General features: G+C 71.7%; 25 protein-coding genes. All 25 read right to left on the reverse strand.

The features are described from left to right. Window positions 1–69 precede the first annotated feature (69 nt). Window positions 70–717 carry a TMEM175 family protein gene (locus tag ACZ4VL_RS27765; protein ID WP_404238660.1) on the reverse strand — a complete coding sequence of 216 codons (648 nt, stop codon included), beginning with the start codon at window positions 715–717 and terminating at the stop codon, window positions 70–72. Window positions 718–799: 82 nt separating this feature from the next. Next, entirely contained in the window at window positions 800–1,141 is a 342-nt protein-coding gene (locus tag ACZ4VL_RS27770; RefSeq protein ID WP_404238658.1) for a nuclear transport factor 2 family protein, read from the reverse strand. Window positions 1,142–1,153: 12 nt separating this feature from the next. Continuing rightward, on the reverse strand, window positions 1,154–2,725 hold the full coding sequence (locus ACZ4VL_RS27775; protein WP_468205031.1) for an ATP-binding protein: 1,572 nt from the start codon (window positions 2,723–2,725) through the stop codon (window positions 1,154–1,156). Continuing rightward, on the reverse strand, window positions 2,722–3,996 hold the full coding sequence (locus ACZ4VL_RS27780; RefSeq protein WP_468205033.1) for an MFS transporter: 1,275 nt from the start codon (window positions 3,994–3,996) through the stop codon (window positions 2,722–2,724). Before ACZ4VL_RS27780 ends, ACZ4VL_RS27775 begins: the two co-directional genes overlap by 4 nt. A gap of 35 nt (window positions 3,997–4,031) precedes the next feature. Further along, window positions 4,032–4,859 (reverse strand): FAD binding domain-containing protein, encoded by an 828-nt coding sequence (locus tag ACZ4VL_RS27785; protein ID WP_468205035.1) that lies wholly within the window; start codon window positions 4,857–4,859, stop codon window positions 4,032–4,034. After that, window positions 4,856–7,303 carry a xanthine dehydrogenase family protein molybdopterin-binding subunit gene (locus tag ACZ4VL_RS27790; RefSeq protein ID WP_468205037.1) on the reverse strand — a complete coding sequence of 816 codons (2,448 nt, stop codon included), beginning with the start codon at window positions 7,301–7,303 and terminating at the stop codon, window positions 4,856–4,858. Before ACZ4VL_RS27790 ends, ACZ4VL_RS27785 begins: the two co-directional genes overlap by 4 nt. Before the next feature lie 4 nt (window positions 7,304–7,307). Next, a complete protein-coding gene (locus ACZ4VL_RS27795; RefSeq protein WP_468205039.1) occupies window positions 7,308–7,862 on the reverse strand; it encodes a (2Fe-2S)-binding protein in 555 nt (184 codons plus the stop codon). Further along, window positions 7,847–8,602 carry an NADPH-dependent F420 reductase gene (locus ACZ4VL_RS27800; RefSeq protein WP_468205041.1) on the reverse strand — a complete coding sequence of 252 codons (756 nt, stop codon included), beginning with the start codon at window positions 8,600–8,602 and terminating at the stop codon, window positions 7,847–7,849. The genes ACZ4VL_RS27795 and ACZ4VL_RS27800 overlap by 16 nt, the downstream gene beginning before the upstream one ends. Beyond that, window positions 8,539–10,023, reverse strand: a complete 1,485-nt coding sequence (locus ACZ4VL_RS27805; protein ID WP_468205043.1) for an aldehyde dehydrogenase family protein — start codon at window positions 10,021–10,023, stop codon at window positions 8,539–8,541. The genes ACZ4VL_RS27800 and ACZ4VL_RS27805 overlap by 64 nt, the downstream gene beginning before the upstream one ends. Window positions 10,024–10,058: 35 nt before the next feature. Next, the gene (locus ACZ4VL_RS27810) at window positions 10,059–10,799 is read right to left on the reverse strand and encodes a type 1 glutamine amidotransferase domain-containing protein (protein ID WP_468205045.1); all 741 of its coding nucleotides are present in this window, start codon (window positions 10,797–10,799) and stop codon (window positions 10,059–10,061) included. A gap of 72 nt (window positions 10,800–10,871) precedes the next feature. Continuing rightward, window positions 10,872–11,615, reverse strand: coding sequence for an AAA family ATPase (locus tag ACZ4VL_RS27815; protein ID WP_404238642.1), 744 nt, complete (start codon window positions 11,613–11,615; stop codon window positions 10,872–10,874). Next, the gene (locus ACZ4VL_RS27820; protein ID WP_468205047.1) at window positions 11,615–12,907 is read right to left on the reverse strand and encodes a PP2C family protein-serine/threonine phosphatase; all 1,293 of its coding nucleotides are present in this window, start codon (window positions 12,905–12,907) and stop codon (window positions 11,615–11,617) included. The genes ACZ4VL_RS27815 and ACZ4VL_RS27820 overlap by 1 nt, the downstream gene beginning before the upstream one ends. Then, window positions 12,889–13,362 carry an ATP-binding protein gene (locus ACZ4VL_RS27825; RefSeq protein ID WP_468205049.1) on the reverse strand — a complete coding sequence of 158 codons (474 nt, stop codon included), beginning with the start codon at window positions 13,360–13,362 and terminating at the stop codon, window positions 12,889–12,891. Before ACZ4VL_RS27825 ends, ACZ4VL_RS27820 begins: the two co-directional genes overlap by 19 nt. Then, window positions 13,359–13,670, reverse strand: coding sequence for an STAS domain-containing protein (locus tag ACZ4VL_RS27830; RefSeq protein WP_361091410.1), 312 nt, complete (start codon window positions 13,668–13,670; stop codon window positions 13,359–13,361). The genes ACZ4VL_RS27825 and ACZ4VL_RS27830 overlap by 4 nt, the downstream gene beginning before the upstream one ends. An 81-nt stretch (window positions 13,671–13,751) precedes the next feature. Beyond that, window positions 13,752–15,893 carry a glycogen debranching protein GlgX gene (gene glgX / locus ACZ4VL_RS27835; protein WP_468205051.1) on the reverse strand — a complete coding sequence of 714 codons (2,142 nt, stop codon included), beginning with the start codon at window positions 15,891–15,893 and terminating at the stop codon, window positions 13,752–13,754. Beyond that, the gene (locus ACZ4VL_RS27840; protein ID WP_468205053.1) at window positions 15,890–16,288 is read right to left on the reverse strand and encodes an STAS domain-containing protein; all 399 of its coding nucleotides are present in this window, start codon (window positions 16,286–16,288) and stop codon (window positions 15,890–15,892) included. The genes glgX and ACZ4VL_RS27840 overlap by 4 nt, the downstream gene beginning before the upstream one ends. 41 nt (window positions 16,289–16,329) lie before the next feature. Beyond that, the gene (locus ACZ4VL_RS27845) at window positions 16,330–18,150 is read right to left on the reverse strand and encodes an AGE family epimerase/isomerase (RefSeq protein WP_468205055.1); all 1,821 of its coding nucleotides are present in this window, start codon (window positions 18,148–18,150) and stop codon (window positions 16,330–16,332) included. Window position 18,151: 1 nt separating this feature from the next. After that, window positions 18,152–18,607 carry a VOC family protein gene (locus ACZ4VL_RS27850; protein ID WP_468205056.1) on the reverse strand — a complete coding sequence of 152 codons (456 nt, stop codon included), beginning with the start codon at window positions 18,605–18,607 and terminating at the stop codon, window positions 18,152–18,154. After that, a complete protein-coding gene (locus tag ACZ4VL_RS27855; protein ID WP_361091425.1) occupies window positions 18,607–19,218 on the reverse strand; it encodes a DJ-1/PfpI family protein in 612 nt (203 codons plus the stop codon). The genes ACZ4VL_RS27850 and ACZ4VL_RS27855 overlap by 1 nt, the downstream gene beginning before the upstream one ends. Continuing rightward, a complete protein-coding gene (locus ACZ4VL_RS27860; RefSeq protein WP_468205059.1) occupies window positions 19,211–20,827 on the reverse strand; it encodes a GMC family oxidoreductase in 1,617 nt (538 codons plus the stop codon). Before ACZ4VL_RS27860 ends, ACZ4VL_RS27855 begins: the two co-directional genes overlap by 8 nt. 9 nt (window positions 20,828–20,836) lie before the next feature. Further along, the gene (locus ACZ4VL_RS27865; RefSeq protein WP_468205061.1) at window positions 20,837–21,226 is read right to left on the reverse strand and encodes a nuclear transport factor 2 family protein; all 390 of its coding nucleotides are present in this window, start codon (window positions 21,224–21,226) and stop codon (window positions 20,837–20,839) included. A 14-nt stretch (window positions 21,227–21,240) separates the two neighbouring features. Continuing rightward, window positions 21,241–21,696: a nuclear transport factor 2 family protein gene (locus ACZ4VL_RS27870; protein WP_468205062.1), complete on the reverse strand. Its 456-nt coding sequence runs from the start codon at window positions 21,694–21,696 to the stop codon at window positions 21,241–21,243. A 26-nt stretch (window positions 21,697–21,722) separates the two neighbouring features. Continuing rightward, complete coding sequence (locus ACZ4VL_RS27875; RefSeq protein WP_468205064.1) at window positions 21,723–22,160, reverse strand: nuclear transport factor 2 family protein; 438 nt, start codon at window positions 22,158–22,160, stop codon at window positions 21,723–21,725. A gap of 64 nt (window positions 22,161–22,224) precedes the next feature. Continuing rightward, window positions 22,225–23,868, reverse strand: coding sequence for a thiamine pyrophosphate-binding protein (locus ACZ4VL_RS27880; RefSeq protein ID WP_468205066.1), 1,644 nt, complete (start codon window positions 23,866–23,868; stop codon window positions 22,225–22,227). A gap of 31 nt (window positions 23,869–23,899) precedes the next feature. After that, entirely contained in the window at window positions 23,900–24,724 is an 825-nt protein-coding gene (locus ACZ4VL_RS27885) for a type 1 glutamine amidotransferase domain-containing protein (RefSeq protein WP_468205068.1), read from the reverse strand. Window positions 24,725–24,831: the final 107 nt, after the last annotated feature.

The raw sequence follows: 24,831 nt of genomic DNA on the forward strand, positions 1-24,831 counted from the left end.
GGGCCTCCCCCGCGACCACTAGATCCAATACCCTACTTGACGTCCCCAAACGGCCGTAGGCCGTGGCGGCTACTTCCTGAGGTCGCTGGCAGATTCGAGCCGCTCTTCTTCTACCACGAGGGGGATGGGGATCTGGTTCGCCGCATAGTAGAGCGCAATGACGAAGTGTGCGACGAGAGTGAGGGTGGCGGAGAAGAGTGACAGGACGACGGTGAGCGGGTAGGCGATGGCGCCCAGGCCGAAGCGCATCCGGGTGGCGCGGGCGCCTTCCCGGTCGACGTGTTCGTGGAACAGGTGGCCGACCCGGGTGACGTACCACCAGAAGGCCAGGAAGGCGAGCGCGTAGGCGACGGTGACCGAACTGTAGAGCACTGCGGCCGAGTTGGCGGAGCTGCCGCCGTGGACGAGGTGCTCCGCGAGGACGGTGGTGGTGTACGGAATCACCGAGACCACCATCAGCACCACGAGATTCAGGAACAACAGGGGTCGGTCCACTCGCTTGAGATGCGTGAAGATGGTGTGGTGGTTCACCCACATCACGCCGATGATGAGGAAACTCACCACGTACGCCGCATAGTGCGGCCACTGTTCCCACACGCCGTGCCAGAAGTCCGATCCCGTCTCCTCCGGAACCTTGAGCTCCAGGACGAGAATCGTGATGACGATGGCGAATACACCATCACTGAATGCCTCGATACGACCGGTTTCGCGTTCCATGACCTCCCCTTAGCCATTTCCCCACGCGCACGGGGAGGGCGCTGCCCCGCCCTCCCCGCACACGCTACCCGGATATCGCCGGTCAGCTCCCGAAGCCGGCGGTCTGGCGCCAGATCCGGCCATCGCGGACCACCAGTGTCCCGAATGCGTGCTCCGGCGCGCCGTTCAGATTCATGATCGCCCGGTAGAAGATCGTGTCGTCGGTCTCGATGTACTCCTTCAGTTCCACCAGGGTCGGCTTCAGCGTCAGGTAGCCGGTGAACGTCTCGCGCACGGCGTCGATCCCGACCGAGGCGCCCTCGAAGCGGACCAGTACGGCGTCGTCGGTGTAGTTCTTCATCACCGCGTCGATGTCCAGCGCGGCGAGCGCGTCCATCTGCCGGACGAAGACCGGGTGCAGCTTGGAGATGTCGTACGTGGCCATGGCGACTCCGTTTCAACTGGTGGTGGTGGGTTCGGACGGTGGTTCGGCGCAGGCGGCGGCCGCGCTCAGCGGCAGCCGGACGATCATCCGGGTCTCCCCCGGACGCGAGCGGGCCGTGATCGACCCGCGGTGGCGCTGGGTCACGATGCGGTAGCTGAGGTGCAGCCCGAGGCCGGTTCCCTTGCCCACGTCCTTGGTCGTGTAGAAGGGCTCGAAGATCCGCGGCAGGGAGTCCTCGGGGATCCCCCGCCCGGTGTCGGCCACCTCCACGACCAGGCAGGCGCCCTCGGCCCGCACCCGCAGGGTGAGGGTGCCGGAGCCCTCCATGGCCTCGGCCGCGTTGTCGACCAGGTTCGTCCACACCTGGTTCAGCTCGCTCGGGTAGCCCGTCAGTTCGGGCAGGTCCGGCTCGTACGCGCGCACGATGGTGATGCCGGCGAGCTTGGCACGCAGTACGACCAGCGTGTTCTCCAGTCCGTCGGGCACCGCGAAGCGCTGCTCGGGCGCCCGGTCGAGATTGGCGTAATCACGGGTGGCGGCGACCAGTTGGGAGATCCTCGGACCGGCCGCGCGCAGCTCCGCGGCCAGCGCCCGGATCTCCAGCAGGGCCGCCAGGTGGTCCAGGGCGGCGGGCAGGGCCGGCTCGCCGATGCCCTCCAGCCGCTCCAGCAGCCAACCCAGCTCCAGCCCGAGGTCGGCGATCCCCGCGCCGAGCAGGCCGGGGCGCTCGGCGCCCGCCTCCTCCGCCCAGTCGGCGACCTCCTCCTCGGCGTCGGCCTGGGCGAGCGGGTCGGTGGTGGCGGGCGGGGGCAGCTTGTCCAGCTCCTCCGCCACCCGGTCCAGTACGGCGCGCTCCGCGCCGCCCGCGGCGGCGCCCCAGGCGTGGGCGCTGCGGGTGAGCCGGTCCAGGGCCGGCGAGAGCTCCTGGGCCGCCCGGGCGACGGCGGCCGCCGGGTTGTTCAGCTCGTGCGCGAGGCCCGCGGCGAGCGTCCCGAGGGCCTCGACGGTGGCCCGTTTGCGGGCCTGCACCTCGGAGGACTTGATCCGCCAGGCCAGCACGGGGATCAGCACGGCCGCCACGCCGTTGCAGCGGGTCAGCATCTCGAAGAACACCGGCTTCGGGTAGGCGACCACCGTCGTCGCCGGCCCGCTCGCGGCGGCCGTGGCCACGTACGCGCCGTCCGTCAGCAGCGGCAGCTCGCCGGTGAAGCGGTGCGCCGCCGAGGGCTTGCCGTCGTGGTCCTCGGCGGCGACGCCCTCCTCCTCGGTGGAGTGCCGGGTGAGCACCTCCTCCCGGCCGTCCACGACCTTGGTGACGACCAGCCCGCCCGAGAGCAGGACGTGGAAGCCGGTGGCCTCCTCGCCGTCGCGGAAGAGGACCTCCCCGTCGGCGAGGACCCGGGGCTCGGAGACCGAGACCAGCCAGTCGAGCTGCTCCCCGGTCAGCGCGGCGAAGACCTCCAGCCCGGCCAGGGCCCGGCGCAGGTCGGTGCCGCCCGGGCCGGTGCGGCCCGGGTCCGTACCACCCGGGTCCGCACCGCGCGGGTCGGTGGCGCCCGGATCGGTGCCGTCGGCGGCGCTCATGGCGTACTCCCTTCGGCCCGGGTCCGGGCGGCCAGCCGCAGCGTGGCGGTCAGGGCCAGGACGCACACCCCGGCGACGGCGGCCATGAAGCCGACGGAGGTGCGGTGCAGCCCGTGGATGTTGGTGAGCAGTCCGGCGAGCACCGCCGGCACGCTCATCGCGAGGTACGCGAAGACGTAGACGGCGGCGGTCAGCTCGCCCCGGTGCTCCGGTTCGGCCAGGGCGCTCAGCGCCCGGAAGGCGCCGAGGAAGGCAGCGCCCCAGCCGCTGCCGAGCACGGCCGTGCCGGCCAGGAACACCGCGGCGGAGCCGGTCCACAGGGCGAGCAGGACCAGCGCGAGCCCGGCCAGCAGCCCGCACAGGCCGAGGACGGCCGTCCGCAGCGGTGCGGTGCGTCCCAGCAGCAGCTGGGCCGCGGTGGCGGCGCCCGCCAGCAGGGCCACGGTGGCCCCGCCGACGAGGTAGTTGGTGCTCCGCAGCAGCGACAGGGCCAGGTGCGGCCCGAGCGAGAGGTAGAAGCCGCCGACGGTCCAGACCGCGACGACGGTGAGCACGAGCACGGCGAACCGGCCGCGCACGGCGGCCGGGACCCCGATCCGGTGCGGGACGACCCGCCAGCTGCGCCCGCCCGGGCCGAGCGGGGCGCTCTCCCGCATCCGGGCGACGCCGACCAGCGTGGCCGCGAACGCGGCGACGAGCAGCAGGTAGCTGAGCACCGTCGGGGCGGGCGCGTACTGGACCAGGAGCCCGGCGCCGATCCCGCCCAGCCCGATGCCCACCGTCGGCCCCGCACTGTTGACCTGGGCGCCGAGGGCGGGCCGCGAGCGCGGGGCGAGTTCCAGCAGGGCCGCCCCCATCGCCCCGGTGGCCAGGCCCACGGCGAGCCCCTGCACGGCGCGGGCGGCGAGCAGCAGCCCGGGCCCCTGGGCGCCGGCGAACAGTCCCATGGAGGCGATCGCCAGGACCAGCCCGGCGCCCAGCACGGGGCGCCGGCCCAGGGTGTCGGACAGGGACCCGAAGAGCAGGAGCCCGAGCAGGACGGTGACGGCGTACACGGCGAAGACGACGGTGACCATCCCGGAGGACAGGTCCCATCTCTCCTGGTAGAGCACGTAGAGGGCGGACGGTACGGAGGAGGAGAGCATCAGCAGGACGAGGACCGCGCCCACGACCCAGAAACCGGAACCTTCGGTGCCGGAGGCGTGGCCCCCGGAGCCGGCGGCCGGCGGGCCACCCGGGCGCGGGTGGACCCCCGCGGTCGTCCTGGTCACGTCGGCCACTCCTGTCGGTTCCGCGTGGTGGGCGGTCAGGCGAGGGCCCGTTCCGCCCTCTGCAGCGCGCGGGCGGTGAGTACTCCCGCGAGGTGGCCGAGGTACTCGGCCGAGGCACCGCGCCCGGGGACGAACAGCTCCCGGGGCTCGGCGCGGAAGGCCGCGAGCACGGCCTCGGTGGTGTACGGGCCCCCGAGCAGCCGGGCCTCGACCCCGCGCAGCCGCAGCGCTCGGGCGGTGGCCCCGGTGACCGCGATCCGCGGCCCCTCGGGGGTGATCCGCACGGCGGCCGCGCACACCGGGTAGCGCGTCGCCCGGTCGGCCGTCTTCTCGAAGGCGGCGGCCGGCCCGGCGGCGGGCACCAGCAGTGCGGTGACCACGGCACCGGGCGGCGGCCCGTCGCCCTCCAGTTCTTCGGCGGTGGCGGTGGTGCGCCCGCCGGGGCCGGCCAGTTCGACCACCGCGCCGGCGGCGATGGCGGCCGCGGGCAGGTCGGTGGCGCGCGGCCCGCGGACGGCCAGGTTGCCCCCTGCGGTCCCGAGGTTGCGGACCTGGGGGTCTCCGTTGGCGCGGGCGGCCGCGGCGAGCTCCGGGGCTTCGGCGAGCACGAGCGGGCTGGCGGCGAGTTCGGCGAGGGTGGTGAGCGCGCCGATCCGGATCCCGCCGGGGGTGCGGGCGATGCCCCGCAGCTCCGGGAGCCGGCGTACGTCGACGAGCAGGCGGGCGCTGTCCTCCCCGGCGCGCAGGGCGGGCAGCAGGCTCTGGCCGCCGGCCAGCACCCGGGCGTCCGGGGTGCCGGAGAGCAGGTCCAGGGCCTCGGCGAGGCCGGCGGGCCGGACGTAGTCGAAGTCGGTGAGGATCACTGGGCTCCTCCTCGCAGGCGGCGCCAGACCTTCTCGGGGGTGAGCGGCATGTCGATGTGGGTGACGCCGAGGTCGGACAGGGCGTCGACGACGGCGTTGACGACGGCCGCGGCGGGCGGCACGGTAGCGATCTCGCCGGCGCCCTTGGCACCGAGCACGTTGTGCGGGCTGGGCGTGACCGTCCGGTCGAGCGTGAAGAACGGCGCGTCCGCCGCGCGCGGCAGGGCGTAGCTGCCGAGGTCGCGGGTGAGGAGGATGCCCTGCTCGTCGTAGACGGCGGCCTCCATCAGGGCCTGGCCGAGGCCGTGGAGGATGCTGCCCTCGATCTGGCCGCGCACCACCTTCGGGTTGCCGATGTTCCCGGCGTCGTCGACGGCCGTGTACGCCACCACCTCGGTCTCGCCGGTGAGTTCGTCGACCTCGACGACGGCGACGTGGGTGCCGAACGGGTAGTTGAAGTCCGGCGGGTCGAAGTGGGTGGTCTCGTCGAGGGCGGGCTCGATCTCGGGGGGCAGCCCCCAGCCGTACCAGAGGGCCATCGCCATCTCGGAGAACGTCTTGCCGTTGTCGGGGTTGTCGGCCTCGTGGACCCGGCCGGCGTCGTAGACGACCTGGTCCTCGGGGACGCCGAGGAGCACCGCGCCGGCCCTGACCATCTTGTCCTTGATCTTGCGGGCGGTGAGGGCGACCGCGGGCGCGGCCATGCTGTACGAGCGGGAGCCGTAGGTGCCCTGCCCGTACGGGGCCTTCAGCGTGTCCCCCTCGTACACCCGGACGGAGGCCGGGTCGATGCCCAGCTCGGCGGCGGCGACCTGCGCGAAGACCGTGCCGTGGCTCTGGCCGGTGGAGGCGGAGCCCACGGTGACGGCGACCTCACCGGTGGGGTGGACGCGGATGTTGGCGCTCTCCCAGGTGCCGCCCAGCATGCCCTCCTGGGACATCCGGGTGGAGGGACCGACGCCGCAGATGGCGACGTAGGTGGCGAGCCCGACGCCGAGGCGCTTGCCGCGGGTGCGGGCCTCGGCCTTGCGGGCGGGCATCTCGGCGTAGCCGGCCAGCTGCAGGGCCTTGTCGAAGTTGTGGGCGTAGTCCCCGGAGTCGTACGTCCAGCCGAGGCCGTTGTCGTACGGGAAGCGGTCGTTCGGCACCAGGTTCATGCGGCGGACCTCGGCCGGGTCCATGCCGATCTCGCCCGCGTACCGGTCGACGAGGCGCTCCATCAGGAACGCGGCCTCGGCGCGGCCGCTGCCGCGCTGGGCGCCGAGCGGCACGGTGTTGGTGAAGGCGGCGTAGACCTCGCAGAACGCGGCGGGGATCGCGTACATGCCGGTGATGGAGCGGCCCATGAGGGCGGTGGCGACGCCGGGGCCGATGGTCGACGGGTAGCCGCCGAGGTTGGCGTAGCTGGTGCAGCGCACGGCGGTGATGCGGCCGTCGCGGGTGCCGGCGAGGGTGACGTGCTGGCGGTGGTCGCGGCCCTGGACGGTGGAGTTCATCAGGCCGGTGCGGGTGTCAACCCACTTCACGGGCCGGCCGAGCGCCTTGGACAGCAGCAGCACCAGCGCCATGTCGGGGTACAGGTAGCCCTTGGTGCCGAAGCTGCCGCCGACGGTCGGGGCGATCACCCGGAGCTGGTTGAACGGGATGCCGAGGACCAGTGCGGACAGCAGGAAGCGGTGGTTGTGCGGGCCCTGGGTGGTGGCGTACAGGGTGTACTCGCCGGTGGCGGCGTTGTAGTCGCCGACGGCCCCGCGGGGCTCGATGGGGCTGTTGATGGTGCGCTGGTTGACCAGGTCGAGCTCGACGGTCACCTCGGCCGCGGCGATGGCCGCGTCGGTGCTCTCCTCGTCCCCGCAGGTCCAGTACGCGTTGAGGTTGCCCGGGACGGCCTCGTGCAGCTGCGGGGCGCCGTCGGCGAGGGCGTGGTCGGCTCGGGTGACCACGGGCAGCGGCTCGTACTCGACGGCGATGGCGGCCAGGGCCGCGGCGGCCTGCTGCGGGGTCTCGGCGACGACCGCGGCGACCGGGTCGCCGACGTGCCGGACGGTGTCGCCGGACAGGACCGGGCGGGCGCCGGGAAGTCCGTAGGGGTGGGGCGGGAAGTGGCTCTCGACGCCGCCGGGGATCCAGATGCAGGGCAGCGGCATGACGTCGGCGAAGTCGGCGGCGGTGGCCACCTTCAGCACCCCGGGCAGCTGCTCGGCGGCCTTCGTCTCGACGGACAGGATCCGCGCGTGGGCGAGCGGGCTGCCGAGGATGGCCATGTGGGCGGTGCCGGGCAGGTTGACGTCGGCGACGTACACCGCCTCGCCGCGCAGCAGCTGCGGGTCCTCGCGGGCGTCGAGGGGCGCGCCGAGCACGCTGCCGCCCGGCGTCCGGTCCTGTGACTCCACCCGGTCCTGTTCCTGTTCCTGGACCGGGCTCTCCCCCGTCACTGCGGTCATGTCCTCACCCCTCCTGTCCGGACGCGGTGGCGGGCACGGCCGCGCTCTCCCGGAGGCCCTCGGGGACCTCGGCCCGGGCGGCGGCGCAGGCGCGCTGCACGCCCCGTACGACGCTGTGGTAGCCGGTGCAGCGGCACAGGTTGCCGGTGAGCCACTCGCGGATCTCGGGCTCGGTCGGGGCCGCGCGGTCGGCGGCGTCGTTGGTGAGCACGGTCTCGACGAGCTCGCCGAGGGCCATGACCATGCCGGGGGTGCAGAACCCGCACTGGGTCCCGTGCTCCTCGCGCAGCGCCTCCTGCAGGCCGGTGAGCCCGCCGTCCTCCGCGGCGACGCCCTCGATGGTGGTCACCGAGGAGCCGGCGGCCGCCGCGGTGAGGACCAGGCAGCTCTTGACGGACCGGCCGTCGAGGCGGACGACGCAGGAGCCGCACTGCCCGGTGTCGCAGCCGACCTTGGTGCCGGTGAGGCCGAGGCCGTCCCGGAGCCGTTCCACGAGCAGTTCGGTCGGTGGGGCCGAGAACCGCTCGGGTCTTCCGTTCACGTTCAGTGAGAGATCCATGCCAGCGCCTGCGCTTCCGTGAGCGGCCGGTTGAAAAGTGGCCCGCCGGGCTGCTGGAGAATTCCTCCGGAGTGCAGCGGGCCGGTGTCGACGGCGGCGAATCCGAGGTCCGTGATGATTCCCGCGACGATTTCCTTCGCTTTTCCGTCGTCGCCCGCCGTGAAATGGGCCAGGCGCTCGCCCTGGGCGGTGCCGGCCACGGCGAGCGTTTCGTAATGCATGGTGTTCAGGGACTTCACGACCCGGGCGCCGGGGTACCACTCGGCGACGAGTTCGCTGGAGGTGCGCCCGCCGAGGTCGGCGGGGGTGCCCGGGCCGCTGAACGCGTTGGTGGCGTCCACCAGGAGCCGGTCGCGCAGGGAGTCCGGCGGGAGCAGTCCACGGACGGCGGCGTGGGGCAGCATCAGCACCAGGAGGTCGGCCCGTTCGGCGGCCTCGGCGGGGTGCGCCGCCGTGGCCGCCGGGCCCAGTTCGGCCAGTAGGGGGCCGACGGACTGCGGGCCGCGGGCGTTCGCCAGCACGACCTCGTGGCCGGCGGCCACCAGGATGCGTGCCAGGACGGAGCCGATCCGCCCGGTGCCGATGATGCCTGTGCGCATGTGCCGCTCCTCGTCGTGGGCCGTGGTTGCCGTGGTGGCGGCGGCCGGGCCGCCGTGGCCGTCGGGCCGTCGGGCCGTCAGTCCATGCCGATCCAGACCGACTTGGTCTGGGTGTAGCTCTCGAGGGATTCGGGTCCGCACTCGCGCCCGTAGCCGGAGGCCTTGTAGCCGCCGTAGGGCACCGAGGGGTCGTACTGGTTGTAGCAGTTGACCCAGACCGTGCCGGCCTTGATCTGGGAGGCGACCCGGTGCGCACGTCGCAGGTCCTTGGTGTGGACGCCGGCGGCGAGCCCGTAGGCGCTGTCGTTGGCGATGCGGATGGCGTCTTCCTCGGTGTCGAAGGGGATGATCGACAGGACCGGGCCGAAGATCTCCTCCTGGGCGATGCGCATGCCGTTGTCGACGCCGGTGAAGACGGTCGGCAGGAAGTACAGGCCCTGGCTGGAGGCGCCCTCGGGGGTCCAGCCGGTGCCGCCGGTGCGCAGGACGGCGCCTTCCTTCTCGCCGATCTCGATGTAGGAGCTGACCTTCTCGAACTGGCCGCGGTGGGCCAGCGGGCCGAAGAGGGTCTCCGGGTCGCGCGGGTCGCCGGGCTTGAGGGCGGCGGCCCGGCGGACCAGGCGTTCGACGAGTTCGTCGTGGATCGGGCGCTGGAGCAGCAGCCGGGAGCCGGCCGTGCAGATCTCGCCCTTGTTGTAGTAGATGCCGAAGAAGGCGAGTTCCTCGGCGGCGTCGAGGTCGGCGTCGGCGAAGACGATGTTGGCGGACTTGCCGCCGAGCTCCATCGTGACCTTCTTCAGGGTTCCGGCGGACTTGCGGATGATCGACTGGCCGACGGCGGTGGAGCCGGTGAAGGCGATCTTGTCGATGCCGGGGTGGTCGGTGAGGGTCTCGCCGAGTTCCACTCCGGGACCGGTGATCACGTTGAGGACGCCGTCCGGGATCTCCGCCTCCTGGAAGAGTTCCGCGATCTTCAGGGCGGTGAGCGGGGTGGCCGGGGAGGGCTTGTGGACGACCGTGTTCCCCGCCGCGAGGGCCGGTGCGATCTTCGTCATCGACAGCAGCAGCGGGAAGTTGAAGGGGGTGATGGCGCAGACCACGCCGAGCGGCTCGCGCAGGGTGTAGGCCAGCTGGCCGCCGGCCGGGGCGCGGGAGGAGCCGTCGACGCGGGTGACGGCGCCGGCGTAGTAGTGCATCAGCTGGGCGGCCATGGGGGCGTCGACCGTGCTGGAGAAGGCGAACGGCTTGCCCATGTCCACCGTCTCCAGCAGGGCGATCTCCTCCAGGTCGCGTTCGATGAGCTCCCCGACCCGGTTCAGCCGCAGGGCGCGCTCCTGGGCGGACAGTCTGCTCCAGGGACCCTCCTCGTACGCCGTGCGGGCGGCGGTCACGGCCGCGTCCGCGTCGGCGGTGGCGGCCTGGGCCACCGGTACGATCTCCTGGCCGTCCACGGGGCTGATGTCCGGCTCGGTCCGGCCGTCCTGCGCCGGTACCCACTTGCCGCCGATGAACAGCTTCCCGGGGTTGGCCAAGGGCTGGTCGCTGAGCGCGCGCCTGGTCATGGCTGAAGCCTTCCGGTGTCGGGGGTGCGGGGGTGCTAGCTCTTCGCGAGCTGTTGCAGGAACGTCTCGGCGAGGGCCTTCGATGAGTACGGGTTCTGGCCGGTGGTGAGCTTGCGGTCGACGACGACGTGGGAGTCCCAGATCACGTCGGCCTTCTCGTAGCGGGCGCCGAGCCGGGTCAGCTCGGCCTCCAGGATCAGCGGGAGCCGGCCGGCCATGCTGGTGACCAGTTCCTCGCTGTGCGAGAAGGCGGTCATCCGGTAGCCCTCGAAGGGCCAGCGGCCCTCGCCGTCGCGCAGGGCGAGCAGCGCGGTGTGGCCGTGGCAGACGGTGGCGATCGGCTTGTCCTGGGCGATGGCCCAGCGCAGGACCTGCGCGAGGGCGTCGGACTTGGGGAGGTCTCCGATGGCGCCGTGGCCGCCGCTGACGTACAGGCCGTCGTAGCCGGCGACGTCCTGCTCGGTCAGGGACTCCACGGCGAGGGGGCTCTTGAGCTGGGGGGTGTTCCCGATGACTCTGACGTACTCGGCGGCGTTGGCCGCGTCCTCGTCGGGCGAGCCCTGGGGGCGGACCCACTGGAGGAACTGGGGGTCGATGCTGGTCTCGTCCACAGTGGGGGTCCGGCCGCCGACGGTCGCGACGTCCACGGTGTGGCCCGCGCCGGTGAACTGGCTGTAGGGGACCACGAATTCCTCGGCCCAGAATCCCGAGGGGTGTTCTTCTCCGTCCAGCAGGTGGAGGGTTGCCTTGGCCGTCATGACGACAAGAATCTTCATGACTTCTTTCTCCTTGTTCAGGAATCGCTGCCGATTCAACACGCCGCTCGCGGAGGGCGTAAGGGGGGAGCGTCAGGCGCGGGATACTTCGTCACGTGCGTCCAACGCGGAGATGATGGTGCGGAATTCACCGACCAGGGGGTGGTCGGGATGGGCTTCGGCGAATATGCGTTCGCCGTACAGGGCCGCCATTTCCGGGACGTACGGGAGGATTCCGGCCAGGGGGGCTCCGTACACCTCCTCGGCCCGGCGGCGGGCCTCGTCCCGGTCGATCCCAACTGGGGCCATGCTCACGACAAGTGCGCGGCGGCAGGCGAGCCGCCCGGCGAGGGCGATCGTCTCCTCCACCCCCATCAGGTCGATGCGGTCCGCCCTTGCCATGATCATCAGTACGTCGGCGCTCGCCATGGCGGCCACCGACTCGTTGTTCAGCCCTGCATGGGTGTCGAGCAGCAGGACGTCCAGACCGTAGTGGTCCGCGAGCCGGTCGAAGCCCTCCGGCAGCAGCCCGACGTCGTACCCGCTCGCCATGAGCTCGCGCAGCGCCGCCGTCCCGGTCCGGGCCGGCACGACGTACGGCCCGCGCGGGCCCGCCCGCCGCGCGGCCGCCTCGATCTCGCACCGCCCGAGCAGGTAGTCGGCCAGGGAGGGACCCGGGCCGAGCCGGAAGAGCAGGTCGAGGGTGGGCGACTGGATGTCGGTGTCGACCACCCCCACCCGGCGTCCCTCGCCCGCCAGCAGCAGGGCCAGGTTCGCCAGGACCGAGGACTTCCCGGTGCCGCCGCGGTGCGAGTGCACCACGATGGTCCGGGCCATCAGGCCACCGCCGTACGGGCCGGGGCACGACGGTCCGCCACGGCCACGGCCACGGCCGGGCCGCCGTGCGGCCCCCGCGCCGCACGTGGCCGGTGCAGGGCCAGCATGGTCACGTCGTCGTGCTGTTCGGCTGTGCCGGTGTGCTCGCGTACGGCCGCGTCCATCCGGTCGACCACCTCACTGCCGCTCCCCGGGGGGCCGGCGAGCAGCTCCAGCATCCGCGCGTCCCCGAGGAACGTGCCGTCGGGGCAACGGGCCTCCGGCACTCCGTCGGTGAACACGAACAGCGTGTCCCCGTGGTTCACCTGGGCGTAGCCGAGCGTGAACACGCAGTCGGGCAGCACCCCGACGGCCGGCCCGGTGACCTCCAGCGCGAGCGGTTCCCCGCCGTCGGCACGCAGCAGCAGCGGCGGGTTGTGGCCGCCGTTGATGTAGACGAGGCTGCCGGTCAGCGGGTCGAGCACACCGAAGAACAGGGTGGCGAAGTAGCCCTGCCTGAGGTGGTTGCGCGTCAGGTACCCGTTGGTGGCGGTGACCGCGTTGAGCAGCGGCGTGGCGCCGACGACCGGGATGCGGCGGCTGCCGCCCGAGCGTCCTGCGGCCACCAGGTGCTGGAGTCCGCTGTTCTCCGCGGTGTGCCGCAGCAGGGAACGGATCAGGGCCATGAAGAGCGCCGCCCCGACCCCCTTGTCGCAGACGTCGGCGACGACGACGGCGAGTCGGCGGCCACGGGATATCTCGAAGACGTCGTAGAAGTCCCCCGCGACCTGCCGGGCGGGCCGGAACCGGACGTCGATCTCCCAGCCCTCGGGAACCGGCAGGGCGTCCGGCAGGAAGCCGGCCTGGATCTCGCGGCCGATCTCCAGCTCCTTCTCATAGCCCATCAGCTCGGCCCGGGCGTCGGCCTCGCGCAGGGTGCGGCCGAGTCCGGCGCGCTCCGAGCAGCTGTGCAGCCGGGCCCCCACCAGGGCGGGCAGGAACGGGGGGACGAGGTAGTCGTGGCCGAGCCGGACGTGCTGCTCCAGGGCGGCGAACCCGGTCACCGTCCAGACGACGACGATCGGCGCCCCGGCCCAGCCGCGCAGCCGGCGTACGGCCAGGCGTACGGCCTCCCCCTCGGTCTCCGCCGGGGCGAGCAGCACGTCGGCGACGGGCAGCGCGTCCGACGGGCCGCCGAGCAGCTCGCGCAGGGTGAGTCCGACCAGCTCCGCGTCCATCAGGCGCAGCGCGTGGAGCAGGTCACCCGGGGGCGGCGGGTACTCGTCGAGGATGATCACGGTGGTGGAGGGCATCGGTCCGTCCCCTCGGCTGTGACGGTCAGCGTGCTGATGTTGCGGCCGTCCCTGCGTGCGTAGCCGAACTCGTCCACGCTGGTCAGGGCCAGGTGGATGCCGAGTCCGCCGATCCGCCGGCGCTCGGGGGGAGTCCCGGGGGCGGGCGGCACGCGCCCCGCGACGGGGTCGAAGGCGGGCGCGCCGTCCATCAGGACGATCTGCACCCGGCCGGGGCCGGGGCGGCCGCGGACGGTGATCCGCCCGCCGCCGCCCCGGTACCCGTGCATCACGATGTTCGTGGCCAGCTCGTCCACGGCCAGCCGGATCCGGTACGCGGCCCGCTTGTCCAGGCCCGCCCGGGCGGCCAGCCCCAGGACGAACGCGGCGATCTCGCCCAGCGCCCCCAGCTCGGCGGGCACCTCCAGTTCGGCGGGCGTCGTCGCCACGTCGACCGTCTCTCCCGTGTGGCTCACTCGTCGGAGAGGACGATGCTGCGGTCCAGCCCGGCCGTCCGGATGGTCCGGGAGACGGGCTCGATCGCGCCGACCACCTTGATGGTCACGTGGTCCGCGACCTTCTGCTGGGCGAAGACCAGGGACCGCAGACCGGCGCTGGCCATGTAGCCGACCCCCGCCATCCTGATCTCGACCGTGGCCGTGCCGTGCCCGGCGGCCTTCTCGATGGTCTGGTGGAACTCCGGCGCGGTCTTGGCGTCCAGCTCGCCCGCCAGCTCGATCACGGTGGTGTCGCCCTCGATGCTCAGGGACACGGAAAGCGGCATGTCAGGTCTCCTTCGGCCGTACGGGTCGTGAGGGTGCGGTCGGATCCCGCCGCGGGGCGGCGCCCCGCGGCGGGGACGCGGCTAGAGCGCGCGGTCCGGGTCGGGCGTGCGGCCGACCAGGATCACCACCGAGCGCGGGCCGATCAGGTACTTCCCGGCGTTCTCCAGCTCGGGCTCCGAGCCCGGGGTGCGGATGTCGTGCGGGGCCTCGGCCCCGGTGTCCGCGAACAGGTGCCAGCTGCGCCCGTGGGGCAGCGCCGGCAGCTCCAGGTCGTGCGCCTCCCAGTGGGAGTTCATGGCCACGTAGACCACGTCGTCGTCCCCGACGCCGCAGCGGGCCACCGCCAGCATCCGGCTCTCGCCCGACCAGTCGGGCTGCCAGGCCCGCGCGCCGTGCCAGCTGATGTCCGGCAGGCCCAGCTCCTCGCGGATCTGCCCGGTGGGGTGGGAGGTGGAGCGCAGCTCCCGGTGACGTCCCCGGAAGGCGATCATCTCCCGGGTGAAGCGGAGCAGTTCGGCGCTCTCGTCGACCTGGTCCCAGTCGAACCAGGAGAGTTCGTTGTCCTGGCAGTAGGTGTTGTTGTTGCCCTGCTGGGTGCGGCCCACCTCGTCGCCGGCCAGCAGCATCGGGATGCCCTGGCTGGTGAAGAGCATGGCCATCGCGTTCTTCGTCTGGCGCAGCCGCAGCGCGTTCACCGCGGGGTCGTCGGTGGGTCCCTCCGCCCCGCAGTTCCAGCTGTTGTTGTCGTTCGCCCCGTCGTTGTTGCCCTCGCCGTTGGCCTCGTTGTGCTTGTCGTTGTACGAGACGAGGTCGGCCAGGGTGAACCCGTCGTGGGCGGTGAGGAAGTTGACCGAGGCGGAGGTGCCGCGGCCGGAGTACAGGTCCGGCGAGCCGGCGAGCCGGGTGGCCAGCTCCCCGGCGACCCCGGGGTCGCCCTTGAGGAAGCGGCGCACGGTGTCGCGGTACTTGCCGTTCCACTCCGCCCAGCGTCCGTACGCCGGGAAGTTGCCGACCTCGTAGAGGCCGCCGGCGTCCCAGGCCTCGGCGATGAGCTTGGTGTGCCGCAGCACCGGGTCGTAGGCGAGCAGTTCCAGCAGCGGCGGGTTGGGCAGCGGCGTGCCGTCCGGGGACCGGCCGAGGATGGCCGCGAGGTCGAAGCGGAAGCCGTCGATGTGGTAGTCGGCCACCCAGTGGCGCAGGCAGTCGAGGACGAAGTTCCGCACGACCGGGTGGTTGCAGTTGACGGTGTTGCCCGTGCCGCTGAAGTTGAAGTAGTACCCCTCCGGCGTGAGCATGTAGTACGTGGCGTTGTCGAGGCCCTTGAAGGAGATCGTCGGGCCCTGCTCGTTGCCCTCGGCGGTGTGGTTGAAGACCACGTCGAGGATGACCTCGATGCCGGCCGCGTGCAGGTCCTTGATCAGGGTGCGGAACTCGTCGCCCTGCATCCCGTAGCGTCCGGTGGCCGCGTAGCCGGCCTTGGGCGCGAAGAACGAGACGGTGTTGTAGCCCCAGTAGTCGTAGAGCCGCTCGCCCGTCTCCGGGTTGGCCCGCGGGTTGTCGCTCTCGTCGAACTCGAACACCGGGAGCAGCTCGATGCAGTTGATCCCGAGCTCCTTCAGGTACGCAATCTTCTCCCGCAGCCCCGCGAACGTGCCGGGGGCGGTGACCTGCGAGGACGGGTGCCGGGTGAAGCCGCGCACATGGGCCTCGTAGACGACGAGGTCCTCGGCGGGCAGCCGCAGCGGGGTGTCGTCGCCCCAGTCGAAGTCCTGCAGGCAGACCCGGGAGCGGTACTGGTAGTCGCGGCTGCGGTCGGGCTCCACGCCCCACACGTCCCGGCCGGCGATCAGACGGGCGTACGGGTCGGAGAGGACCTGGCGGGCGTCGAAGCGGTGGCCGGTGATCGGGTCGTAGGGGCCGTCGGCCCGGTACCCGTACTCGATGTTCTCGTGGTCGAGGCCGAAGACCGTCATGGCGAAGACGCTGCCGGTGCGGAATTCCTCGGGGAACTCCAGTTCGGCCATCGGCTCGGGCTCTCCGCGCTTGTAGATGACCAGGGTCATGGAGGTGGCCTGGTCGGAGTAGACGGAGAAACTGACCCCGCCGGGGACCACGTTGGCCCCGAAGGGATACGGCTTGCCCGCGCGGACGCGGTACCCGCCCACTTCGTGGGTCGGGTACGCGTCGACGCGCAGGACCTGCTCGGACGTCACCTCGGTCATCGGGCGACCGTGCTCTCGACCGCGGGCCGGGTGCGTCCCGTGGCCCGGGCGCCGGCCTTGGCCTTCGCCTTGGCCTCGGCCGCGGCCGCCTCGCCCGTCTCGAAGAAGTCGAGGAAGCCGGTGGCCGACATGACGAACCGGACTTCCTCGCTCACCCCGTACAGGGTGACGGCGACGCCGGCGTGCTGGGCCTCGCGGTACACGACCAGCAGCGTGCGCAGGCCCGCGCTGGACACGTACGTGACGGCCGTGAGGTCGATGCGCAGCGGCCGGCCCTGGCGGACCAGCGGCAGGAGCGCCGCCAGCAGCTGTCCCGAGGTCTCGCTGTTGATCTCGCCGGTGGCGACGAGCACGGTGCCCGTCCTGTTGCGGCGTTCCTTCACGTTCAGAGTCATGGCTTGCTTTCCCCTTCTGTCGGGGCGCCCCCCGTTGAGCGCTATGACGTCACCGGCCGCAGCCGGACCTTGACCTTGACCCGCCCCTGGACGTCGGGCAGCCGGACCGTGAGCCCGTCCGCGTCGAAGTCCGTGTACGGCTTCTCGTCGATCTCGACGGACGCGATCCGCACCGAGCCCGCCGGCAGCAGGTCGGGAGAGACGCGCAGCACGCGGTCGGGCAGGTTGGTCGGGTCGGGCTTGAAGTGGAAGTCCATCTCCCGGCCGTTGATGAGCAGGTTGTTGTACACGGCGGCGAGGTAGCACAGCTCCGCCGAGTGGTACATGGACATCGAGTGGCTGCCCTTGAGCCGCTCGGTGCCGAGCAGGTACGGCGTACCGCTCGCGAGGACGTTGAAGTAGACGGCTCCCTCGTCGTGGTCGAGGAAGAAGGTGTTGTAGAACGACTCGGCCTGCCGGGCCTCGCGCAGGAACGCCTCGCCGCCGACCGTCCCGTGCAGGATGAGGTAGGCGAGGATCGCCTGCTCCTGCTGCCACCAGGCCTTGCGGTCGTGCCAGGCGAAACGGTACGCCTCCTGGTCGCCCTGCTTGATCCGCTCGACCACGTCGTACCAGCCGCCGCGCTGCAGGTCGCTGCCGACCTCCGGCATGATGTCGCCGATCTTCCGGGCGAGGTCGGCGTAGGCGGGCTTGGCCTTCAGCGAGTTCATCCGCATCAGGTTCCAGGCGATCTTCAGGTTGTGGCCGACGACCGCGCGGTTCTGCTGCCAGCTGTGCTCGGTGTCGTGCGACCAGTCGCGGAAGAAGCGCTCCTGGACGAAGGGGCTGCGCCCGTAGTCCGGGAACCGCTCCGCAATGGTGTCGAAGGTGTACTCCAGGAAGTCGGCGTACTTCTGGTCGCCGGTCGCCAGGTACAGGTTGATCAGGTACGCGGGCGCGTGGTCGCCGACCGAGTTCCAGTTCTTGCGCTCGGCGTTCTCCCCGAGGGACTCGTGGTCCGGGCTGAACAGGATCGGGTCGACGTGCGAGTAGTAGCCGCCCTGCTCGCGGTCCAGGAAGAACTTGTCGAAGAGCCGGATGGTGGCGTCGGCGTCGCTCTTGATCCGTACGTCGCCGGTGACCCGGTAGGTCTGGATCGGGCCGGCGAGGGCGTAGATCTGCTCGTACATCGGGATCGCGTCGTAGTCGTCGGAGAACTCCGAGGTGAACAGCTTCTTCTCGGAGTCCCCGTCGACGCTGATGCCGTGGTACCAGTAGACGACGTCTTCCTCGCTGTCCACGACCCGCATGTGCTTGCGCAGGTACTCGGTGCCGCGCTCGGCGACCTCCAGGTACTCGTCCTTGCCGGTCAGCAGGTAGGCCGAGGCCATGCCGTACACCAGCCGCGAGATCGTGTCGGTCTCCTGGACGTGGCTGGCGGTCTTGTCGCCGCCGAGCCGGATCTCGGTGCGGTACTCGTTGAAGTCGACGGGCCCGTCGCCGAACTGGGCCCGCCTGTAGAAGTCGGCCAGCGACTCGATCTGCTTGATCCACCAGCCCGACTCCTCGAACCGGTAGTCCTCGGCGCCGCGGCCCAGGAACACCAGGCGCTTGGCGTCGAACCGGCCGCCGTGCTCGGGGTAGTGGACCCCGTAGACGAAGAGGAACCGGCCGGGCGAGAGCATCTCGTCGATGTGCCCGGAGGCGTCGATGTACGGCTCGTCGAGGTTGCGGACCAGCTCGGCGCTGGGACCGGAGGCCAGCGAGACGTCGAACTCGCGGCCGTCCGAGGTCTTCAGGCGCAGCAGGCGGGAGGCGCTGTCGAACCGGCTGACGTAGCCCGCGATGGTGTCGGAGAAGGAGAAGCTCACGGCGTCCGCCATGTCATGCACCGTCCTTGTCGTGAGAGCGGTCGTCCTCGAATCCCTGACTGACCTCGACGATCACCCCGTCGGGGTCGCGGACCCACACGGTCCGCCAGCCGCAGACGAAGTCGTCGAAGTCGAGCGGTCCCAGGGTCACTTCGGCCGCGTCGCCCAGCTCGGCCAGGAACGCGTCCACGCTGTCGGTCTGGAAGGCCAGGTGGCGCATCCGGCCCGGCTCCTGCGGCCCGTCTCCCCCAGCAACCGCTGGGGGGACCCCCAGCGCCGTACGGGCCGGGCCGGTCCCGGAGGCGAAGAGCTCCAGGTACGCGTCCCCCCGGCGCAGGAACACGATCTGCGACGCGCCGAGGTCCACGACCCGGGCCCGGCTGAAGCCGAAGTACCGGGTGTAGAACTCCTCGGTCGCCTTCTGGTCGGCGCAGTTCAGGCCCACGTGCGACCAGTCCATCCGGCGCATCAGCCGGCCCTCCGCCCCCGGTCGGCCGCGAGCAGGTCGATGATGCGGCGGGCGAAGAGGTGGTGGTGGGCGCCCGTGCGCCCGGTGACCAGGTCCCCGTCGACCACCACGTCCTCGTCGACGTACTGGGCGCCCATGTTGCGGACGTCGCCGATCAGGTTGTTGTGGCACACCACCTTGCGGCCGCGGACCTTCCCCGGGATCGAGGAGGCCAGCCACATGCCGTGGCAGATGATCCCCTTGAGGACGGTCGGCTCGTCGAACGCCCGCCGCAGCAGGTCCGTCGCCGGCGCGAGGACGTCCACGTCCTCCGTGTAGCGGAGCCGGTCGGCGACCATGCCCGAGGGCACGATGACCGCCGCGTACCGGCGCAGCTCCTCGTCGTCGATCCCCTCCAGGGACCGGTCGGCGGTGAACGGGGCCCGGTACTCGTGCCCGGTGAAGGTGATCGAGTCGTTGCCCCACAGCCGGGTCAGGAAGTCGACCTCCGCGCCCTCCTCGGCGAACCGGCGCTGGTAGTAGAAGATCTCCGGCTCGTAGAAGTCGCTCTCCACCAGGACCGCGATGCGGGTCCCGCTCAGCGCGCCCTCGCGCAGCACGGCCTCAGCCACGGGACAACCCCTCTCTGCCGCGGAGGAAGTCCGCCGCGCGCTCGGCGATCATCGCGATCGCGGTGTGGCAGTTGCCCGACGGGACCGCGGGCATCACGCTCGCGTCGACGACGCGCAGGTTGCGCACGCCGTGCACGCGCAGCTCCGGGTCGACGACGGCGAGGTCGTCGACGCCCATGCGGCAGGAGCCGGACTGGTGGTGGTAGCTCTCCGACTTCTGCTTCACGAAGGTCCGCAGCTCGTCGTCGGTGGCCAGGCCCGGGCCGGGCTGCAGCTCCTGCTTGTACCAGGGCGAGAACGCGGAGGTCGCGAAGATCTCCCGGGCCACCTTGACGCCCTGCACCATCCGCTCCAGGTCCCACCGGTCGCCCAGGTAGTTCGGGTTGACCAGCGGGTGGGCCAGCGGGTCGGCGCTGGCGAGCCGGATCCAGCCGCGCGAGACGGGCCGGACGACCCCGGGCAGGATGCTCACCGTGTTCGGGTGGTCCCTGCCGACGATCACGTCGAACGGGACGTGGACGAAGGCGATCTGCAGGTCCGGGGCGGGCAGCCCGGGGCGCGACGACAGGAACAGCGCGCTCTCGGACAGGTTCTGCGCCGGAGCCGGCAGCTCCTGCGTGACCTCGGCCATCAGCCCGGTCAGCACGTGGTTGTGGAAGTTCTCGCCGACGCCGGGCACCGCCGCGGTGACGGCGATGCCGTGCTCCCGCAGCCGCTCCGGGTGGCCGATGCCGGAGAGCAGCAGCAGCTTGGGGGACTCGATCGCCCCGGCCGCCACGATCACCTCCCGGCGGGCCCGTACGGTGTGCAGGCCGGGCGCGGAGGCGGTGCTGTGGCCGTCCCGGACGGTCCGGCCGGGGATCTCCGTGGTCGGGGCCAGCTGTACGTACTCCACCCCGGTGCAGGTGTCGCCGTCGAAGAGCAGCCGCGTGCTCTGGGCGCCGGTGCGCAGGGTCAGGTTGGGTCGGGCCAGCGCCGGCTCCAGCCAGGCGGCGAGCGCCCCCTGGCGGCGGCCGTCGGCGACGTCGATGTGGTGCCAGCCGGTGCCGAAGAGGCCGCGGCGGGGCCCGTCGGTGTTGAAGTCGGCGATCTCCTCGTGGCCGAGCTCGACGGCGGCGTCGATGAAGGCCCGCGAGACCGGGTTGGGCTGGTGCCGGCCGGCGTGGGTGACCCGCTGCGGGCCCGTGGTGCCGGTGGTGGCGGCGGTCGCGTCCTCCTGGGCCTCCAGGCGGGCGAAGTACGGCAGGACGTCCTCGTGGGCCCAGCCGGCCGCGCCCTGGTAGGCCCAGTTGTCGAAGTCCGAGGCATGGCCCCGGATGTGCATCATGATGTACAGGTTGCTGCTGCCGCCGGGGCCCTTGCCGCGCGGTTCGTAGGTGCGGCGGCCGTCGAGCCCGGGCTGCGGGACGCTGGTGTAGCCCCAGTCGACGGGCCCGCCGAGCAGCTTGTACCAGGAGGACGGGTCGTCCACCTCGGGCGGGATGCGGTCGCCTCCCGCCTCCAGGACCAGGACGGAGACGTCGGGGTCCTCGCTCAGCCGGTTGGCGAGGACGCTGCCGGCGGTACCGGCTCCGACGACGACGTAGTCGTACTCAGCTGCGGCCGTCACGTCTCCCCCTCATCCCTGGCCCAGCACCTGGAACGGGACGGTGTCGTGGTAGTTCGCCATGTAGGCGATCTTCCCGTCCGCGATCTTGAAGAAGTTCATCACCTCGGCCTCGATCGCCTCGCCGGAGGCGCTGACGGCACTGAGGTGGGAGACGGCCGCGGCCTTCTGCCCGTCGGCGTCGACGATGAAGTGCACGGGCCGGTTCTGGAAGACGCGGTACATCGTCCCCATGCCCTTCATCATCGAGCGCAGCACCTCCAGCCCCTCGATGTGCCCGGCGAGCTGCTCGTCCATGACCTGGTCGTCGGCGAACAGGTCGCACCAGCGGTCCCAGTCCCCGGCGTTGGCGTACGCGTAGTACTTCCGAAGGATTTCCGTTGCTTCGTCCACGGTGGTCATCGCGCTCCCCTCCCCTATCGGTCCCTGCGGGTTCCGTCGGGCGTCATCGACGCCCAGAACTGGCTGAACGCGGTCGCCGAGTCCCCGAAGAGCCCGTCGCGGCCCTCCACGATCCGGCCGTCCCGCCACCGCATGAAGTGGAAGACCGGGTAGTCCATCCGCTCGTACGGCGATGCGGCCGCCGGGTCGGCGCCGTCCCGCAGGGCGGTGTTGCGACAGACGTCGGCACTGCAGTCCTCGCCGGTGAGGACGGCCTCGATCTCCATCCGGAACGTGCCGCCCGTGAGCTTGTGGGTCCGGCCCATCAGGTCCAGGAAGTCGTCGAGGCTCTCGTACCAGCCCGCCAGCGGGTGGTTGCCCGGCACGAGCCAGCGCAGGTCCTCGGCGTAGAACTCCAGGATGCGCGCCCGGTCACCGGAGCCGAGGGCCCGGTAGGCCGCCTCGACCCGCTCCCGTGTCACTTCGGTCATCGTCGTCGCTCCTCGCTCGCCGGCGTTCAGAGGGAGGCCGAACCGGGCATCGCGGCCAGCTCGTTGACGGTGTACTGCTTGATCAGCGGCCCCTGCGGGCCCGCCACCACCGTCCACGTCTGGTCGGCGTCGAAGCCGAGCCAGGTGCTGCGGGCGGCCGGCGCGTCCCAGATCTTGGCCTGCCAGTTCACGAGGACCCGGACGACGGCCCGGTCGCCCTCGATGACCGGCTCCACCTTCGTGACCGTGTGCACCTCGTCGAAGAACCGGTGGGTGACGGCCTCGTACCAGCGGCCGAACCCCTCGTGTCCGAGGAAGGTGTCCTCGGGGACCTTGAACTCCAGGTCCTCGGTGATCAGGGCGAGCACCTGGTCGGCCGGCACGTGCCGGTCCAGTGCCACGTACCAGTTCTCGGCGAACGTGCGGATCGCGTCCTCGGTCAGCTGCTGCCGCTCGGCGGGCATGCGGTCTCCTCCTGTCCGTACGGGGGTGGTGCCGTGACTGCTCTGCTCGGATGCGGGTGCCGGCTCAGACCTGGACGTCCACGAGGAACGGACCGGGGTGCTCCAGCATCCGGACCGCGGCCGCCGCGGCCTCGTCCGGCTTCTCCACCCGCGTCCCCTCGGCACCGAGCGACCTGGCCAGCCCGGCGAAGTCGATCTCCGGGTGGGACAGGTCGAAGGAGCCCGGGAAGCCGTGCTGCGGGATGTCCCGCTCCCGCCAGTACTGGGCGATGTTGTCGTCCAGCAGCCGGTACTTGCGGTTGTTGCAGACCACGAACTTGGCGTCGACGCCGTGCCGCACCGCGGTCCACAGCGCCTGGTAGGTGTACATCGCCCCGCCGTCCCCGGCGAAGCCGACCACCACCCGGTCCGGCCGGGCCAGCTTGACCCCGACCGCGCCCGGGAAGCCCACCCCGAGCGAGCCGCCGCGGGTCAGGTGGTAGTCGCCGGGCCGCTCCGCCGGCAGGTAGCGGGTGACCAGCGGCGAGGTGGTCAGCGCCTCGTCGAAGACGATCAGGTCCCCGCCGGTCCGCTCGGCCAGGGTGCGCAGGAAGACCGCCATCGGCGTGCCGTCCTCCCCGTCCCCGGCGGAGCGGGCAGCGAGCGCACGCTCCCGGGTGCGGGCGTCCACCCGGGCGGCCGCCGCGGCCCGCTGCCGCGGGGTCAGCCGCTCCTCCAGTACGCCGGCCAGCGCGCGCAGCGCCTGCCGCGGGTCGGCGGCCAGCCCGAGGTCCACCGGGTGGTTCTTGGCGATCTCGTAGGCGTTCAGGTCGATGTGGACGACCCGGGCGCCGGCCCGGAAGGGGCTGTCCAGCTCGGGGAACACCTCCGGGAACACGTAGGTGCCCACGATCAGCACCCCGTCCGCGTCCCCGACCAGCTCCTTGCTGTGCGGGCCGAACATGTGCCCCGTCTGCCCGCGGCGCAGCGGGTGCGAGGCCGCGATGTTGACCTCGGAGGAGTCCACTTCGTACACGTCGGCGCCGAGCAGTTCGGCGACGGCTACCAGCTCGCGCTGCGCCCCGGAGAGCGCGACCCCGTCGCCGACCAGGACCACGGGCCGCTCGGCGGAGGCCAGCAGCTCGGCCGCGCGCCCCACGGAGGCCGGGGACGGCGCCACGTCCGTGAGCGGCACCGTGGCGGGCAGGACCGGCTCGGAGTTGAGCTCGTCCAGCACGTCCATCGGCAGTGCCACGAACACCGGGCCGCGCGGCGGGGTCAGGGCGATCTTCACCGCCCGGCGCAGGGTGCGCAGCACGGACCGCGGGTCGGTGACCCGGGTCGCGTACTTGGTCACCGGCTTCGCCAGGGCCACCAGGTCGCAGGCCATCTGCGCGTCCATGGCGTCGTAGCGGATCCCCGCGTCGCCGGCGACCACGACCAGCGGGGTGTGGCCGCGCAGCGACTGGTAGAGCATGCCGACGCCGTTGCCGAGGCCCACGCCGGAGTGCAGCTGGAGCAGGGCCGCACCCCCGGTGGCCCGGGCGTAGCCGTCGGCGATGCCGGCGGCCACCGTCTCCTGGAGGGCGAGGACGTACCGGAAGTCCTCCGCGGCGTCCGCCGCGTCGAGGAATCCCTGCTCCACCGTCCCCGGATTTCCGAACATCACCGTCAGGCCGTCGGCCTTGAACTGCTCGATCAGCCTTTCCCGTCCGGGAGTGGCTCCCATGAATTCCCCTTCTTTCCCCAGGGTTTCCGGATTACCAGCCGTAGCGGGTGAGGCCGTCCTCCAGGACTTCCACGATCTTCTGCCCCGTCAGGTACGAGTCGGGGGTGGAGCGGCCCGTCACGAACGGGTAGTCGACGATCACCGACAGCGGGTGGCCGAAATTCCCGTGATAGGCCCCGTCGGGTCCGGTCGCGTCGCGCAGGATGTATTCCAGCGGGTACGGCGGCGGGCCCATGTTGAAATCGGTGCCGAGGAATCCGGTGCCGTCCTTGTAGTCGTACTCCTTGCAGTGGCCCGTCACGTGCTTGCCGCGGATGATGCTCTCGCGGTCGCCCCAGTCGCGGGCGAAGGCGAGGCAGGCGACGCCGTAGCACTCGGCCGCCACGACCTTGTCGGCGTTCTTGAAGGCCAGGATCAGCGCGTGCACGCGCTCGTTGTTGGCCAGGTCGGCGATGGGCCCGCTGCCGCCGACGACGAGGATCGCGTCGTAGTCGGCGACGTCCTCGGCGAGCCGGTCCAGGTCGCGGTGGTACTGCTCGAGCTTGCGCAGGTAGCCGTCGTCGCTCGTGTACGGGCGCTCGGGCACCCACGCCTCGATGTCGAGCGGCGAGTCCAGCCGGCTCGACTGCTCGAATTCCCGTCCCAGCCGGGCGTTCTCCTCGGTGGTCACCGAGCGGCCCAGCGGGGGGTCGATGTAGTTCGCGTCGAGGCTCGGCGGAAGTGCGTGTGCGCGCTTTCCGGTCGGCGTGGCGAACACGACCTCGTAGCCCCGCTCGTCGAACTTCGAGACCGGTCCTATCAGTTCCTCCGCCCAGTAACCGTGTTCGGAGACAATGACCAGAATCTTTCTGCTCACGGATTCCTCCAGGCGCCGCCTGTTGTGTTGGCGTACCCCACACTGCTTGTGCCCGGGAGGCTGCGTCAAAGCGCCGGTGTGCGACTTCGTGAGGTAGCGGCGCACCT

It is taken from the genome of Streptomyces sp. NPDC029014 (assembly GCF_055564695.1).